The 14,381-nt window shown below is 62.4% G+C and carries 17 protein-coding genes; all 17 read left to right on the forward strand.

Going from position 1 to position 14,381, the window contains the following annotated elements:
• Positions 1-165: 165 nt before the first annotated feature.
• The 17 genes from fliE (at position 166) to fliR (ending at position 14,381) form a co-directional block, all read left to right on the forward strand.
• The gene (gene fliE / locus ACODS1_RS16025) at positions 166-495 is read left to right on the forward strand and encodes a flagellar hook-basal body complex protein FliE (protein ID WP_489086450.1); all 330 of its coding nucleotides are present in this window, start codon (positions 166-168) and stop codon (positions 493-495) included.
• A 10-nt stretch (positions 496-505) separates the two neighbouring features.
• Positions 506-2,290 (forward strand): flagellar basal-body MS-ring/collar protein FliF, encoded by a 1,785-nt coding sequence (fliF, locus tag ACODS1_RS16030; RefSeq protein WP_489086451.1) that lies wholly within the window; start codon positions 506-508, stop codon positions 2,288-2,290.
• Complete coding sequence (fliG, locus tag ACODS1_RS16035) at positions 2,283-3,299, forward strand: flagellar motor switch protein FliG (protein ID WP_322978271.1); 1,017 nt, start codon at positions 2,283-2,285, stop codon at positions 3,297-3,299. Before fliF ends, fliG begins: the two co-directional genes overlap by 8 nt.
• A 3-nt stretch (positions 3,300-3,302) precedes the next feature.
• Positions 3,303-4,100 carry a flagellar assembly protein FliH gene (gene fliH, locus ACODS1_RS16040; RefSeq protein ID WP_489086452.1) on the forward strand — a complete coding sequence of 266 codons (798 nt, stop codon included), beginning with the start codon at positions 3,303-3,305 and terminating at the stop codon, positions 4,098-4,100.
• Positions 4,090-5,436 (forward strand): flagellar protein export ATPase FliI, encoded by a 1,347-nt coding sequence (gene fliI / locus ACODS1_RS16045; RefSeq protein ID WP_489086453.1) that lies wholly within the window; start codon positions 4,090-4,092, stop codon positions 5,434-5,436. Before fliH ends, fliI begins: the two co-directional genes overlap by 11 nt.
• A 46-nt stretch (positions 5,437-5,482) precedes the next feature.
• Entirely contained in the window at positions 5,483-5,932 is a 450-nt protein-coding gene (gene fliJ, locus ACODS1_RS16050) for a flagellar export protein FliJ (protein ID WP_489086454.1), read from the forward strand.
• A 170-nt stretch (positions 5,933-6,102) separates the two neighbouring features.
• The gene (locus tag ACODS1_RS16055; RefSeq protein WP_489086455.1) at positions 6,103-6,408 is read left to right on the forward strand and encodes an STAS domain-containing protein; all 306 of its coding nucleotides are present in this window, start codon (positions 6,103-6,105) and stop codon (positions 6,406-6,408) included.
• 2 nt (positions 6,409-6,410) lie between these two features.
• Positions 6,411-8,096, forward strand: coding sequence for a SpoIIE family protein phosphatase (locus tag ACODS1_RS16060; protein WP_489086456.1), 1,686 nt, complete (start codon positions 6,411-6,413; stop codon positions 8,094-8,096).
• A gap of 33 nt (positions 8,097-8,129) precedes the next feature.
• Positions 8,130-8,483 (forward strand): Hpt domain-containing protein, encoded by a 354-nt coding sequence (locus tag ACODS1_RS16065; protein WP_489086457.1) that lies wholly within the window; start codon positions 8,130-8,132, stop codon positions 8,481-8,483.
• Between the two features lie 100 nt (positions 8,484-8,583).
• Positions 8,584-9,822 carry a flagellar hook-length control protein FliK gene (locus tag ACODS1_RS16070; RefSeq protein WP_489086458.1) on the forward strand — a complete coding sequence of 413 codons (1,239 nt, stop codon included), beginning with the start codon at positions 8,584-8,586 and terminating at the stop codon, positions 9,820-9,822.
• A gap of 207 nt (positions 9,823-10,029) precedes the next feature.
• Entirely contained in the window at positions 10,030-10,548 is a 519-nt protein-coding gene (fliL, locus tag ACODS1_RS16075) for a flagellar basal body-associated protein FliL (protein ID WP_489086459.1), read from the forward strand.
• 12 nt (positions 10,549-10,560) lie between these two features.
• Positions 10,561-11,532 carry a flagellar motor switch protein FliM gene (gene fliM, locus ACODS1_RS16080; protein WP_489086460.1) on the forward strand — a complete coding sequence of 324 codons (972 nt, stop codon included), beginning with the start codon at positions 10,561-10,563 and terminating at the stop codon, positions 11,530-11,532.
• A gap of 93 nt (positions 11,533-11,625) precedes the next feature.
• Positions 11,626-12,096, forward strand: a complete 471-nt coding sequence (fliN, locus tag ACODS1_RS16085; protein WP_322978262.1) for a flagellar motor switch protein FliN — start codon at positions 11,626-11,628, stop codon at positions 12,094-12,096.
• Between the two features lie 2 nt (positions 12,097-12,098).
• Positions 12,099-12,527 (forward strand): flagellar biosynthetic protein FliO, encoded by a 429-nt coding sequence (fliO, locus tag ACODS1_RS16090; protein ID WP_322978261.1) that lies wholly within the window; start codon positions 12,099-12,101, stop codon positions 12,525-12,527.
• Complete coding sequence (gene fliP, locus ACODS1_RS16095; protein ID WP_489086461.1) at positions 12,527-13,312, forward strand: flagellar type III secretion system pore protein FliP; 786 nt, start codon at positions 12,527-12,529, stop codon at positions 13,310-13,312. Before fliO ends, fliP begins: the two co-directional genes overlap by 1 nt.
• A gap of 10 nt (positions 13,313-13,322) precedes the next feature.
• Complete coding sequence (fliQ, locus tag ACODS1_RS16100; protein ID WP_489086462.1) at positions 13,323-13,592, forward strand: flagellar biosynthesis protein FliQ; 270 nt, start codon at positions 13,323-13,325, stop codon at positions 13,590-13,592.
• A gap of 12 nt (positions 13,593-13,604) precedes the next feature.
• The gene (gene fliR / locus ACODS1_RS16105; RefSeq protein WP_489086463.1) at positions 13,605-14,381 is read left to right on the forward strand and encodes a flagellar biosynthetic protein FliR; all 777 of its coding nucleotides are present in this window, start codon (positions 13,605-13,607) and stop codon (positions 14,379-14,381) included.

The following is a 14,381-nucleotide window of genomic DNA, read 5'->3' on the forward strand; positions in this document are numbered from 1 at the left end:
CGGCGAGGTATCCAGGCGTTCACTGCGGGCATGCTGTTGCCTGTTGCCTGTTGCCTGTTGCCTGCTGCTTGTCGCGTGAAGCCTGCAGTCGCTCTTTTGGCACCCTTGTTGCAGATACCCCTACAAGGCACCGCTAGCGTCAAAAAGCGGGCAGTGGAGGAAGTCATGAGTCAAGGTGTCCAATTCAATCGCTTGATGCTGGAAATGCGTTCCATGCAGGCCGAGGCCATGGCCCGGCAGAAGCCCGTCGTCAGCGAACCGGTGCAGGGCATGCCGAGTTTCTCGGACATGCTTGGGCAGGCGGTAGGCAAGGTCAACGAGACTCAACAAGCCTCCAACAAGCTGGCCACCGCCTTCGAAATGGGGCAGAGCGGCGTCGACCTTACGGATGTGATGATCGCGTCGCAGAAAGCCAGCGTATCCTTTCAAGCCGTGACCCAGGTGCGTAACAAGCTGGTTCAGGCGTATCAAGACATCATGCAGATGCCGGTCTGAGGATTGATCCATGGCTGAAGCCGCAGTAGCAAACGTACCGGCCAAGACCGAGACGGCAGAAGCGAAGAAGCCGTTACTCGGCTTGAGCTTTTTGGAAAACCTCTCCGAAATGTCGGTGTTGCGTCAGCTCGGTCTGTTGGTCGGCCTGGCTGCCAGCGTGGCCATCGGTTTCGCCGTGGTGCTGTGGTCGCAGCAGCCTGACTATCGCCCGCTCTATGGCAGCCTCAATGGCATGGACGCCAGTCAGGTGGTCGACGTGCTGAGCAACGCCGGCATCAACTACACCGTCGAACCCAACTCCGGTGCGCTGCTGGTCAAGGCCGAAGACATGGCCAATGCCCGTATGCGCCTGGCTGCTGCTGGCGTGGCGCCAACCGACAGCAATGTCGGCTTCGAGATTCTTGACCGTGAGCAGGGGCTGGGTACCAGCCAGTTCATGGAGGCCACCCGTTATCGCCGCGGCCTGGAAGGCGAGCTGGCGCGGACCATCTCCAGCCTCAACAACGTCAAGGGCGCGCGCGTGCACCTGGCCATGCCCAAGGCATCGGTATTCGTCCGTGACGAGCGCAAGCCCAGTGCCTCGGTGCTGGTCGAGTTGTATCCGGGGCGTGCGCTGGAGCCGAGCCAGGTCATGGCCATCGTCAACCTGATCGCCACCAGCGTGCCGGAACTGGACAAGAGCCAGGTTACGGTCGTCGATCAGAAGGGCAACCTGCTGTCCGATCAGCAGGAGCTTTCCGAGCTGACCATGGCCGGCAAGCAGTTCGACTACACCCGTCGCATGGAAAGCCTGTTCACTCAACGCGTGCACAACATCCTGCAACCGGTGCTGGGCTCCGGCCGCTACAAGGCCGAGGTGTCGGCGGACGTCGATTTCAGCGCGGTGGAATCCACCTCCGAGATGTTCAACCCGGATCAGCCAGCGCTGCGCAGCGAACAGCAGGTCAACGAGCAGCGTCAGAGCAGTTTGCCGCCGCAAGGTGTGCCGGGCGCACTGTCCAACCAGCCGCCTGGTCCGGCCGCGGCTCCGCAACAGGCCGCTGGTGCTGCCGCACCGGCAGGCCCGATTGCTGCAGGCCAGCCGCTGGTCGATGCCAACGGTCAGCAGATCATGGATCCGGCGACCGGTCAGCCGATGCTGGCGCCGTATCCGGCGGACAAGCGCGAGCAGTCGACGCGCAACTTCGAGCTGGATCGCTCGGTCAGCTACACCAAGCAGCAACAGGGTCGCCTGCGTCGCCTGTCGGTCGCGGTGGTGGTGGACGATCAGGTGCGTATCGACCCGGCTACCGGCGAAACCACCCGTGTACCCTGGAGCGCCGACGATCTGGCGCGCTTCACCCGCCTCGTGCAGGATTCGGTCGGTTTCGACGCCAGCCGTGGCGACAGCGTCAGCGTGATCAACACGGCCTTCAGTGCGCTGCAGGGTGAAGAGATTCCGGATATCCCGTTCTACACCCAGCCCTGGTTCTGGGACATCGTCAAGCAGGTGCTCGGCGTGTTGTTCATCCTGGTGTTGGTGTTCGGCGTGCTGCGCCCGGTGCTCAACAACATCACCGGCGCCGGTAAAGGCAAAGGCCTGGGCGAGGGCGGCGATGTCGAGCTTGGCCGCATGGCCGGCCTGGATGGCGAGCTGTCGGATGATCGCGTCAGCCTCGGCGGGCCGCAAAGCATCATGTTGCCCAGCCCCACCGAGGGGTATGATGCACAACTGAATGCCATCAAGGGCCTGGTCGCCGAAGACCCGGGTCGGGTCGCCCAGGTGGTGAAAGAGTGGATCAACGCCGATGAGTGACAATCGTACCGCTACCAAGCTGACCAAGGTCGACAAGGCCGCCATCCTTCTGCTCTCGCTGGGCGAGACCGACGCGGCGCAGGTGCTGCGTCACCTTGGGCCCAAGGAAGTGCAGAAGGTCGGTCTGGCCATGGCCGGCATGCGCAATATCCATCGCGAGCAGGTCGAGCAGGTGATGGCCGAGTTCGTCGATATCGTCGGCGACCAGACCAGCCTGGGCGTCGGCTCCGACGGCTATATCCGCAAGATGCTCACCGCCGCGCTGGGTGAGGACAAGGCCGGCAACCTGATCGACCGTATCCTGCTCGGTGGCAGCACCAGTGGCCTGGATAGCCTCAAGTGGATGGAGCCGCGTGCCGTGGCCGACGTGATCCGCTACGAGCACCCGCAGATCCAGGCCATCGTGGTGGCGTACCTCGACCCGGATCAGGCCGGCGAGGTGCTCAGCCATTTCGATCACAAGGTACGCCTGGACATCATCCTGCGCGTGTCCTCGCTCAACACCGTGCAGCCTTCGGCGCTCAAGGAACTCAACCAGATTCTCGAGAAGCAGTTCTCCGGCAGCGCCAACACCTCGCGCGCCACCATGGGCGGCGTCAAACGCGCGGCGGACATCATGAACTTCCTCGACAGTTCGGTTGAAGGCCAGTTGATGGACTCGATCCGCGAAGTGGACGAAGACCTCTCGACGCAGATCGAGGATCTGATGTTCGTCTTCGACAACCTGGCAGACGTCGACGACCGTGGCATCCAGGCACTGATGCGCGAAGTGTCGTCCGAAGTGCTGGTGCTGGCGCTCAAGGGTGCCGACGATGCGATCAAGGACAAGGTGTTCAAGAACATGTCCAAACGTGCTGCCGAACTGTTGCGCGACGACCTGGAGGCCAAGGGGCCGGTGCGTGTCAGCGACGTCGAAGGTGCGCAGAAGGAAATCCTCACTATTGCTCGTCGTATGGCCGAGGCCGGCGAGATCGTGCTCGGCGGCAAGGGCGGCGAGGAGATGGTGTAAGCCATGGTGGCCAAGGAGCCGGAAAGCGAGCTGATCCGCGCCAAGGATCTGGCCGTGTTCGACCGCTGGGCTTTGCCCAGTTTCGACGAACCTGGCGCGCCTGGCGACGAGTCGGTCGGGGAGGTGGTCGCCGAGCCTTCCAGTGAGCCCGTACCGGTGGAAGAGCCTGCGCAATCGGAAGAGGTTGCACTGGAGGACGTCAAGCCGCTGACGCTCGATGAGCTCGAAGCGATCCGCCAGGACGCCTACAACGAAGGCTTCGCAGCTGGCGAGAAGGACGGCTTCCATGCCGGCCAGATCAAGGCCAAGCAAGAGAGCGATGCAGCGTTGGCGGTCAAGGTCGGCAGCCTGGAAAAACTCATGCAGCAATTGCTCGAGCCTGTCGCCGAGCAGGATCAGCAGCTCGAAGTGGCGCTGGTACGCCTGGTCAGCCACATGGTGCGTGAGGTGGTGCAGCGTGAGCTGAACACTGATTCCAGCCAGATTCGCCAGGTGCTGCGCGAGGCGCTCAAGTTGCTACCGATGGGCGCCGAGAGCGTGCGTATTCAGGTCAATCCGCAGGATTTCGAGACCATCAAGGCCTTGCGTGAGCGTCACGAGGAAAGCTGGAAAATCCTTGAGGACGACAGCCTGTTGCCCGGTGGCTGCCGCATCGAGTCCGAACACAGCCTGATCGACGCGACCGTCGAGACCCGCCTGGCGCAATCGCTCAAGCAGCTGTTCGAGCAGCAGCACGCGCAAGTCTCTCAGCCACCGGAAGCGGATATCGGCCTGGATCTGGATGCCGTCGATGCGTCTTGAGCGGATCAGTTTCTCCAGGCGCCTGGCGGGCTACGTCGATGCAATCAACCTGCCCAGCCAGCCAGTGGTGGAAGGGCGCCTGTTGCGCATGGTCGGCCTGACTCTGGAGGCCGAAGGCCTGCGTGCCGCCATTGGCAGCCGCTGCCTGGTGATCAACAGTGACAGCTATCACCCGGTGCAGGTCGAAGCCGAGGTGATGGGCTTTTCCGGTGGCAAGATCTATCTGATGCCGGTCGGCAGTCTCGCCGGGATTGCGCCCGGTGCGCGTGTGGTGCCGTTGCCGGATACCGGGCGCCTGCCGATGGGCATGTCGATGCTCGGGCGCGTGCTCGATGGCGCCGGCCGTGCGCTTGATGGCAAGGGCGGCATGAAAGCCGAGGATTGGGTGCCGATGGACGGCCCGGCGATCAACCCGCTCAACCGTGACCCGATCAGTCAGCCACTGGATGTCGGCATCTGCAGCATCAATGGCCTGCTCACCGTCGGCCGGGGCCAACGTCTGGGGCTGTTCGCCGGTACCGGCGTCGGCAAGTCGGTGCTACTGGGCATGATGACCCGTTTCACCGAGGCCGAAATCATCGTGGTCGGTCTGATCGGCGAGCGTGGCCGCGAGGTGAAGGAGTTCATCGACGAGATCCTCGGCGAAGAAGGTCTCAAACGTTCAGTGGTGGTGGCCTCGCCGGCGGACGATGCGCCGCTGATGCGCTTGCGCGCCGCACAGTACTGCACACGCATCGCCGAATACTTCCGTGACAAGGGCAAGAGCGTCCTGCTGCTGATGGACTCGCTGACGCGCTATGCCCAGGCGCAGCGCGAGATCGCTCTGGCCATCGGTGAACCGCCGGCGACCAAGGGCTATCCACCTTCGGTGTTCGCCAGGCTGCCCAAGCTGGTCGAGCGTGCCGGTAATGCCGAGGCCGGCGGCGGCTCGATCACCGCGTTCTACACAGTGTTGTCCGAAGGCGATGATCAGCAGGATCCCATCGCCGACGCGGCGCGTGGTGTGCTCGATGGGCACTTCGTGCTATCGCGCCGGCTCGCGGAGGAGGGTCATTACCCGGCCATCGACATCGAAGCGTCGATCAGCCGGGTGATGCCGCAGGTGGTGCCGCCCGAGCAGCTCAAGCAGGCGCAGCGCTTCAAGCAGTTGTGGTCGCGCTACCAGCAGAGTCGTGACCTGATCAGCGTCGGTGCCTATGTGCCGGGGGGCGATGCCGATACGGATCTGGCCATCGCCCGTCAACCGCAAATGGCGCATTATCTGCGGCAAGGGTTGGGTGAAAGCATGGGCATGGCGCAGAGTCGTGAGCAACTGGCGGCAGTGCTGGGGCAGTGATGTGGTGTCGTTACTCCAAGCCCGCGCATGATGAGGCGCCCGCCCCATGAGCCTTAGCCGTGCCAAACGCCTGCAGCCAGTGGTGGAGATGGCCGAGAAGGCCGAACGGGAGGCGGCTCGACAGCTTGGCCACTGCCAGGGGCTGGTCAGCCAGGCCGAAGCCAAACTGGGCGAGCTGGAGCGTTTTCGCGGCGACTACCAGCAGCAATGGATCAGCGAGGGCAGCAAGGGCGTCTCCGGGCAGTGGCTGATGAACTACCAGCGCTTTCTGTCACAGCTGGAAGGGGCCATTGGCCAGCAAATGCAGAGCCTGGATTGGCATCGGGCCAACCTGGAAAAGGTGCGGGCACTGTGGCAGCAACGCTACGCGCGCCTGGAAGGCTTGCGCAAGCTCGTGCAGCGCTACCGCGACGAAGCCCGTATGGCCGAGGACAAGCGCGAGCAGAAGCTGCTGGACGAACTCGCCCAGCGTCTCATCGATCGCGGCGAGCCCTGACGGATACGCTCCCCTGAGTCGGCTCGCCGTGCGGCTGGGAGGCGCTCAAGCGCCGGCGTTAGATTGCAGTTGCCGACGGACGGTATCGGGTGCTACACCTTGTCATGCTGCATTCGCTCCTCGCTGGGCAAAGCGGCTAAGCTGGGTGCATATCGACTAAGGAGCAAGGCATGGCCATCACCTCGCAGGCATCCGCCGACGGGCAAGAGCTGACCATCGTGATTAGCGGGCGTTTCGACTTCGCCTCGCATCAGGAATTTCGTGACGCCTACGAGCGCGTCGCCATCACCCCACGGCGTTATCTGGTCGACCTGCAGGACACCAGCTATCTCGACAGTTCGGCGCTCGGCATGCTCCTGCTGCTGCGTGACCATGCCGGCGGGGATTCGGCGCAGATCCGTCTGATCAACTGCAGCAGTGATGTGCGCAAGATCCTGGCGATCTCCAACTTCGAGCAACTGTTCCAGATCAACTGATCATGGCCGACAGGCTGTCGATCCTGATCGCGGAGGACAACTCGGCGGACCGCATGCTCCTGTCGACCATCGTCAGTCGTCAGGGGCATCGCGTATTGACCGCCAGTAACGGCCTGGAAGCCGTGGCGCTGTTCGAACAGGAGCGCCCGCACCTGGTACTGATGGACGCCCTGATGCCGGTTATGGATGGCTTCGAGGCGGCGCGGCGGATCAAACAGCAGGCCGGCGATGCGCTGGTGCCGATCATCTTCCTCACCTCCCTCAGCGAAAACGAGGCACTGGTACGCTGCCTCGAGGCTGGGGGCGACGACTTCCTGGCCAAGCCTTACAACCGGGTGATACTCGAGGCCAAGATCAAGGCCATGGATCGCCTGCGTCGCCTGCAGGCGACCGTACTGCACCAGCGTGACGTGATCGCCCAGCACAACGAGCACCTGTTGCGCGAGCAGCGTGTGGCCAAGGAGGTGTTCGACCGTGTCGCCCATTCCGGCTGCCTGAACGCATCGAACATTCGCTACCTGCAATCGCCCTATGCCTTGTTCAATGGCGATCTGCTGCTGGCCGCCTACACGCCGTCCGGTGGCATGCACGTCATGCTCGGCGATTTCACCGGCCATGGCCTGCCGGCAGCCATCGGCGCCATGCCGTTGGCCGAGGTGTTCTACGGCATGACGGCCAAGGGGCATGCGCTGGCCGAGATCCTTCGCGAGATCAACGCCAAGCTCAAGCGCATCCTGCCGTTGGGGGTGTTCTGCTGTGCCACGCTGCTCAACATCAACAGCAAGCGTGGCTTGCTCGAGGTCTGGAACGGTGGCTTGCCGGATGGCTATCTGCTGCACGACGACGGCCGCGCTCGTCAGGCACTGGTGTCGCGCCACTTGCCGCTGGGAATCCTCGAGCCTGCTGCGTTCAGCGATCGCTGCGAGGTCTACCCGTTGCAGCGTGGCGATCGCGTCCTGCTGCTCAGCGACGGTGTACTGGAGGCGCGCAACGCCCAGGGCCATCTGTTCGGCGAAAGTCGACTGCTCGAGGTGCTGGATTGCAACCAGCAGCCGCGTGTGCTGTTCGATGAGATCCAGCAGGCTCTGGTGGCCTTTCGCGGTGAGCAGGAAGACGATGTCAGCATGCTCCAGGTCGGCTTCGAGGACGAGGGCGAGGTGCTGCATACGCTGGCCTTCGCCGACGCTGGGCACAGCAATCCGCAGGACTGGTCGGCGAGCTTCGAGTTTCGCGCGCACAGCCTGCGGCATTTCAACCCCTTGCCCTACCTGTTGCAGTTGCTGATGGACATCAAGGCCCTGCGGCCGCGTGGCGGAGAGATCTATACCGTCCTGGCCGAGCTGTACTCCAACGCGTTGGAGCACGGTGTGATCGGTCTGGACTCGGCACTCAAGCGCGATGCCAAGGGGTTCTCCGAGTATTACCGCGAGCGCCGCTTGCGTCTGGCGCAGCTGCAGGACGGCTATGTGCGTTTTCATCTCCAGTTGTGCCCCCAAGAGCGAGGCGGATGCCTCATGATCCGTGTCGAGGATAGCGGGCCGGGTTTCGATGCTCAGGCGTTGACCAGCACGCCTGCTGACTTCAGTGGGCGTGGCCTGGCACTGGTGCGAGAGTTGAGCGATGCCTGCCACTGCGAGGGTGAGCAGCCGGGCGTAAGCGTGGAGTTTTGCTGGTCTACTGAGGCATAATCCGTCGGCTGTCGTTCAGGGAGTGACCCAGTAGTGCCCGACATCCACCTCGATGATGCCGTCCTGGCCGCCTTGCAGGACGTCATGGAAGATGAATATCCGGTCTTGCTCGATACCTTCGTGGCAGACTCCGAAGAGCGCCTGCGCCTCATCCAGCAAGCCGAACTAGAGGCCGACGCCCAGGCCCTGCGCCTGGCTGCGCACAGCTTCAAGGGCAGTTGCAGCAACATGGGGGCGACTCTACTGGCCAGCCTGTGCAAGCAGTTGGAAGACGCCGGGCGTCGTGAGGCGCTGGAGCTGGCTCCCGAACTGATCGAACAGATCGAGCGCGAATTTGCCATCGTGCGCATCCTGCTCAAGACCGAACGTCAGCGCTATCGCATCTGATCCTCCATGCAGGCCGATTTAAGTCGGTCTTTCTTTGTCCCACCAAGTTGGCCCGTCCTTTGCTCTGGTACCGTCACGACCCATCAGACGGAGAGCGTCCATGTCCGCGATGCCCGATCTACTCCTCAAGCCCGCGCCTGAGGTAAAGAGCAATGCGAAGCCACCGGCGAAAGCGCCGGAGCCCAGCAAGAACGAGCCTTCCGGCTTTGCCCAGGTGTATGCCAAGGAGCGCCAGACCCAGTCCAGCGAGCGTCCGGGGGAGGCCAAGAAAGCGACTGAATCACGTGGTGGCGAGAAGAATGACGAGGCCGAAGCGGCAGTGTCGACCGATGCCGAAAAGCCCGAGATTGCCGCCGACGGCAAGACCTTGCCGGCCGATGAGCCGGCGCAGGAGGAACTGGATCCCTTGCTGGCCATGGCCATGAGCGGCATGCAGCCTCAGCCGGCACAGGCAGCGGTGAGCGAGGAGGGGCAGGACGCGGCGCTCACTGCAGTGGCTGAGATAACTGCCCAGGTCGAGGGGGAAGCGTCGGTCGAGGGCGAAACGTCGGAGGCGATGCTGGGCACAGTGCAATTGCCAGCCGAAACCCAGGCCAAAGCTCAGTTCAAGCCCGAAGCCGCCAATGATGCCAAGGCTTCCGCAGATACGAAAAGCGCGGATTTCGCCGAAGCCATGATGAACATGGGCAAGAAAACCGAGAGTACCGACGCCAGCAAGGAGTCCAGCGTGGACATCGGTCTGGAGAAGGTATCCGGCGAGGCGCTGGAGAGTCTCAAGGAAAGTACGCAGCCCAACCGACCCGATCAGTTCGTCAGTAAGCTCAACGCCCTCACTCAGGCGATCAATCAGCAGAGTGGCGCTGTGCAGCGCGCTCCGCTGGTTCCCGGTCAGCCGGTCGCCATGCAGCAAAACGGCTGGACGGAAGCGGTAGTCGACAAGGTGATGTGGATGTCCAGTCAGAACCTCAAGTCGGCAGAGATTCAACTCGATCCTGCCGAACTTGGGCGCCTGGAGGTGCGTGTGCACCTGTCTCAGGATTCTGCCCAGGTTACCTTCGCCAGCCCCCACGCTGGGGTGCGTGACGCGCTGGAGGGGCAGATGCATCGCCTGCGGGACATGTTCACCCAGCAGGGAATGAGCCTGGCCGATGCCAACGTATCCGACCAGTCGCTCAATCGCGGCTGGCAGGGGCAGGAGCAAGGTGAGGCGGGGCGTGGCGGCTCCGGCCGTGGCAATGGCCTGGCAGGTGGTGTCGAGGAGGGGGGGCTGGCTGTGAACCAGGACGTTCGCAGTGAGCGCCTGAGCATGGGGCGAGGATTGGTCGATTATTACGCCTGAAGTGCGATTGGCGTGTAGCCTCCGCTAGACTGAGATTCGCCCGAGCGTTCAAAAGACGCTCGGGCGAATGCATTTTGGGTGACAGACAAGGGCTGGCACTGTTAAATCCGCAGCCCAAGGTTGGACAATGCCGTTGATAGGCTGGCATAACACTTGCTCCTAACCCTTTGATCGCGGAAAGAACCTAGGCACTGACGGATTATTGGCATGGCTAAGAAAGAAGCAGCAGCGGGGGCAGAGGGACAACCTGCCGGCAAGAGCAAGCTCAAGCTCATCATTCTCATTGTCGTCGGCCTGCTGCTGGCCGTGGGTCTGTCCATCGGCGGCACTTGGTTCATTCTCAGCAAGAACGACAAGACTGAAGAGCCCAAGCACGAGGAGGCTGCCGATGCAGCGCCGGTGCACAAGGCCGCGGTCTATCAGGACTTGCAGCCGGCCTTCGTGGTCAACTTCAACGTCCAGGGGCGCACACGCTACCTGCAGGTGAGCATGGCGCTGATGGGGCGCGATGCGGCCGGCATGGAAAAACTCAAGGTGCATGTTCCGGTACTGCGCAATCGCCTGGTGATGTTGCTCTCGGGCCAGGACTTCACCGCCCTGCAAACGCCGCTGGGCAAGGAGATGCTCCTGCAGCAGGCCCTGGCCAGCGTGCAGGAACTGGCGCAGAAGGAAACCGGCAGCACTGTGGTTGAGCAGGTGCTGTTCACCAATTTCGTATTGCAGTAAGCGGGAGTCATCATGGCCGTTCAGGATCTGCTTTCCCAGGACGAGATCGACGCGCTACTCCATGGCGTGGACGACGGCCTGGTCGAGACCGAGGACGCCGCCGAGCCGGGTAGCGTCAAACAGTACGACCTGACCAGCCAGGATCGCATCGTCCGTGGGCGCATGCCGACCCTGGAGATGATCAACGAGCGTTTCGCCCGTTATACCCGCATCAGCATGTTCAATCTGCTGCGCCGTTCGGCAGACGTCGCAGTAGGTGGTGTGCAGGTGATGAAGTTTGGCGAGTACGTGCATTCGCTGTACGTGCCCACCAGCCTCAACCTGGTGAAGATGAAGCCACTGCGCGGCACGGGCCTGTTCATCCTCGATGCCAAACTGGTGTTCAAGCTGGTGGACAACTTCTTCGGCGGTGACGGTCGTCATGCCAAGATCGAAGGGCGTGAATTCACCCCGACCGAGCTGCGCGTGGTGCGCATGGTGCTTGATCAGGCCTTCGTCGACATGCGCGAGGCCTGGCATGCGGTCATGGATATTCATTTCGAGTACGTCAACTCCGAGGTCAACCCGGCGTTGGCGAATATCGTCAGCCCCAGCGAAGTGGTGGTGGTGTCCACCTTCCATATCGAACTGGACGGCGGCGGTGGCGACCTGCACATCACCATGCCGTATTCGATGATCGAGCCGATCCGCGAGATGCTCGATGCCGGTTTCCAGTCCGATGTCGACGATCAGGACGAACGCTGGGTCAAGGCGCTGCGTGAAGACATCCTCGATGTCAGCGTGCCGCTGGCCGCGACCGTGGCGCGGCGGCAGTTGCGGCTGCGCGACATCCTGCATATGCAGCCCGGTGACGTGATCCCGGTCGATCTACCGGAAAACGTGGTGATGCGTGCCAATGGCGTGCCCACCTTCAAGGTCAAGCTGGGGGCACACAAGGGCAACCTGGCATTGCAGGTGCTCGAGCCGATCGAACGCCAGCGCTGAAGCACCATTGGATTGCTTGGCCTGCGCTCGACGCGACAGGCCTGATTCATCACAGATTTCGAACAGGTAACAGGAGCCAGGCGAGGAACTACCATGGCAGACGAAGAAAATACTTCCCCCGAAGAGCAGGCGCTGGCCGACGAGTGGGCTGCAGCGCTGGCCGAGGCCGGTGATGCCGACCAGGATGACATCGATGCCATGCTCGCTGCGCAGGAGCAGCCCAAACCCGCCGCTCCGCGCGCGCCGATGGAGGAGTTCGGCAATGCGCCACCTCCAAGCACCGGCTTGCCGGCCGGCCTGGAGGGGCCGAACCTGGATGTGATTCTCGACATCCCGGTGTCCATCTCCATGGAGGTTGGCAACACCGATATCACCATCCGCAACCTGCTGCAGCTCAACCAGGGCTCGGTGATCGAACTCGATCGCCTGGCTGGTGAGCCGCTCGACGTGCTGGTCAACGGCACGCTGATCGCCCATGGTGAGGTGGTGGTGGTCAACGAGAAGTTCGGCATTCGCCTGACCGACGTCATCAGCCCCAGCGAACGCATCAAGAAACTGCGCTGATCATGACTCGATATCTTTTTCTCCTGCTGAGTCTGCCATTGTCTGCCTTGGCTGCGGAAACGACGGCCAGCCCGACGCCCATGGCGGGCAGTAACCTGGCCGGGCAGCTTGGCCAGATGCTTCTGGGCTTGTTGTTGGTGATCGGCCTGATTTTCGCACTCGCCTGGTTGCTGCGTCGGGTGCAGCAATTGACGCCGCGAACCGGGCAGGTGATCAAGCTGCTGGCGACCCAGCCGCTGGGTCCGCGTGATCGTCTGGTACTGGTGCAGGTCGGCAACGAGCAGATCCTGCTGGGCCTTTCTGCCGGGCGCATCGCCCCGCTGCACGTCCTCAAGGAACCGGTGCATCTTGCCGATGCCGAGCCGGCCACGCCGGAATTTGCCCAGCGCCTGATGGAGTTGCTGGGCAAGGATCAGAAGGACAAGTCCTGATGCTGCGTTTGTTGCTGGTATTGCTGCTCAGCGTGTCCGCTTCGCTGGCGCTCGCCGCCGATCCGCCCAGCGGCGGTACCTTGATTCAGCAGGGCGATGGCCCGTTGTCGATTCCGGCCATCACGCTGTCCACGGACGCGCAAGGCCAGCAGGAGTACTCGGTCAGCCTGCAGATACTGCTGATCATGACGGCGTTGAGCTTCATCCCCGCGTTCGTCATGCTGATGACCAGCTTCACCCGCATCATCATCGTCTTCTCCATCCTGCGTCAGGCGCTGGGGCTGCAGAGCACACCGTCGAACCAGATTCTGGTGGGGCTGGCGCTGTTCCTGACGCTGTTCATCATGGCGCCGGTGTTCGACCGGATCAACAGCAGCGCCCTGCAGCCCTACCTGAACGAGGAGATCGTCGCTCAGGAGGCGATCAAGCGCGCCGAGGTACCGATACGCGACTTCATGCTGGCGCAGACGCGGGAGAGCGATCTGGCGCTGTTCGTGCGCCTGTCCAAGCGTACCGACCTCAATGGTGTCGAGGACGTGCCGCTGACCATCCTGGTGCCGGCCTTCGTCACCTCCGAGCTGAAGACCGCGTTCCAGATAGGCTTCATGATCTTCATCCCGTTTTTGATCATCGACATGGTGGTGGCCAGTATCCTCATGGCGATGGGTATGATGATGCTCTCGCCGCTGATCATCTCCCTGCCGTTCAAGATCATGCTGTTCGTTCTGGTCGATGGTTGGGCGCTGATCATGGGCACCCTGGCGGCCAGTTTCGGCACGATATAGCGAGGCTCGCATGACTCCCGAGGTAGCGGTTGACCTGTTTCGCGAAGCGCTCTGGCTGATCGTGCTGATCGTCGGTCTGGCGGTGATTCCGAGTCTTGTCGTCGGCCTGATCGTGGCGATGTTCCAGGCCGCTACGCAGATCAACGAACAGACCTTGAGTTTTCTGCCGCGTCTGATCGTCATGCTGGTCACACTGATCTGGTCCGGGCCCTGGCTGGTCAGCCAGCTGATGGAGTACACCCAGAATTTGATCCAGAACATTCCGTACCTCATAGGTTGAGGGGCAGCTGCGATGCTGGAGTTGAGCAACGCGCAGATCAGCGGCTGGATCGCCCAGTTCATGTTCCCGTTGTTTCGCATCGCCTCCATGCTGATGGTCATGCCGATCATCGGTACGCAACTGGTGCCGACCCGTGTGCGCCTGTATCTGGCGCTGGCCATCAGTGTCGTGCTGGTACCCACCCTGCCGCCGATGCCGCAGGTGGATGCGCTGAGCCTGCGTAGCCTGTTGCTGATCGCCGAGCAGGTGATGATCGGAGTCATGCTCGGTTTCATCCTGCAGTTGTTCTTTCATGTCTTCACCGTCGCCGGACAGATCATCGCCATGCAGATGGGTTTGGGCTTCGCCTCCATGGTCGACCCCACCAACGGTGTGTCGGTGCCGGTGCTGGGGCAGTTCATGCTGATGCTGGTGACCCTGCTATTTCTGGCCATCAATGGCCATCTGGTGGTGCTGGAGGTGCTCGCCGAAAGCTTCGTCACCCTGCCGCCAGGGCAGGGTCTGATGGTGCAGCATTACTGGGAACTGGCCGGCAAGCTCAGTTGGGTGATCGGCGCCGGGTTGTTGTTGACCCTGCCTGCTGTCACCGCGCTGCTGGTGATCAACCTGGCCTTCGGCGTGATGACGCGCGCCGCGCCGCAGCTGAACATCTTCTCCATCGGCTTTCCGCTGACCCTGGCCATGGGCCTGGTTATCTTCTGGATCAGCCTTTCCGACTTCGGCAGCCTGTTCCAGGCCATTGCCAGCGACGCCCTACAGCAACTGGGCGAATTTGCCCAAACGAGGTAG

This window comes from Pseudomonas sp. FG29 (assembly GCF_057809355.1).

Coding starts and splice junctions, on each gene's coding strand:
- fliE (WP_489086450.1), top strand. CDS start 166: ATGAGTCAAGGTGTCCAATTCAATCGCTTGATGCTGGAAATGCGTTCC.
- fliF (WP_489086451.1), top strand. CDS start 506: ATGGCTGAAGCCGCAGTAGCAAACGTACCGGCCAAGACCGAGACGGCA.
- fliG (WP_322978271.1), top strand. CDS start 2,283: ATGAGTGACAATCGTACCGCTACCAAGCTGACCAAGGTCGACAAGGCC.
- fliH (WP_489086452.1), top strand. CDS start 3,303: ATGGTGGCCAAGGAGCCGGAAAGCGAGCTGATCCGCGCCAAGGATCTG.
- fliI (WP_489086453.1), top strand. CDS start 4,090: ATGCGTCTTGAGCGGATCAGTTTCTCCAGGCGCCTGGCGGGCTACGTC.
- fliJ (WP_489086454.1), top strand. CDS start 5,483: ATGAGCCTTAGCCGTGCCAAACGCCTGCAGCCAGTGGTGGAGATGGCC.
- ACODS1_RS16055 (WP_489086455.1), top strand. CDS start 6,103: ATGGCCATCACCTCGCAGGCATCCGCCGACGGGCAAGAGCTGACCATC.
- ACODS1_RS16060 (WP_489086456.1), top strand. CDS start 6,411: ATGGCCGACAGGCTGTCGATCCTGATCGCGGAGGACAACTCGGCGGAC.
- ACODS1_RS16070 (WP_489086458.1), top strand. CDS start 8,584: ATGTCCGCGATGCCCGATCTACTCCTCAAGCCCGCGCCTGAGGTAAAG.
- fliL (WP_489086459.1), top strand. CDS start 10,030: ATGGCTAAGAAAGAAGCAGCAGCGGGGGCAGAGGGACAACCTGCCGGC.
- fliM (WP_489086460.1), top strand. CDS start 10,561: ATGGCCGTTCAGGATCTGCTTTCCCAGGACGAGATCGACGCGCTACTC.
- fliN (WP_322978262.1), top strand. CDS start 11,626: ATGGCAGACGAAGAAAATACTTCCCCCGAAGAGCAGGCGCTGGCCGAC.
- fliO (WP_322978261.1), top strand. CDS start 12,099: ATGACTCGATATCTTTTTCTCCTGCTGAGTCTGCCATTGTCTGCCTTG.
- fliP (WP_489086461.1), top strand. CDS start 12,527: ATGCTGCGTTTGTTGCTGGTATTGCTGCTCAGCGTGTCCGCTTCGCTG.
- fliQ (WP_489086462.1), top strand. CDS start 13,323: ATGACTCCCGAGGTAGCGGTTGACCTGTTTCGCGAAGCGCTCTGGCTG.
- fliR (WP_489086463.1), top strand. CDS start 13,605: ATGCTGGAGTTGAGCAACGCGCAGATCAGCGGCTGGATCGCCCAGTTC.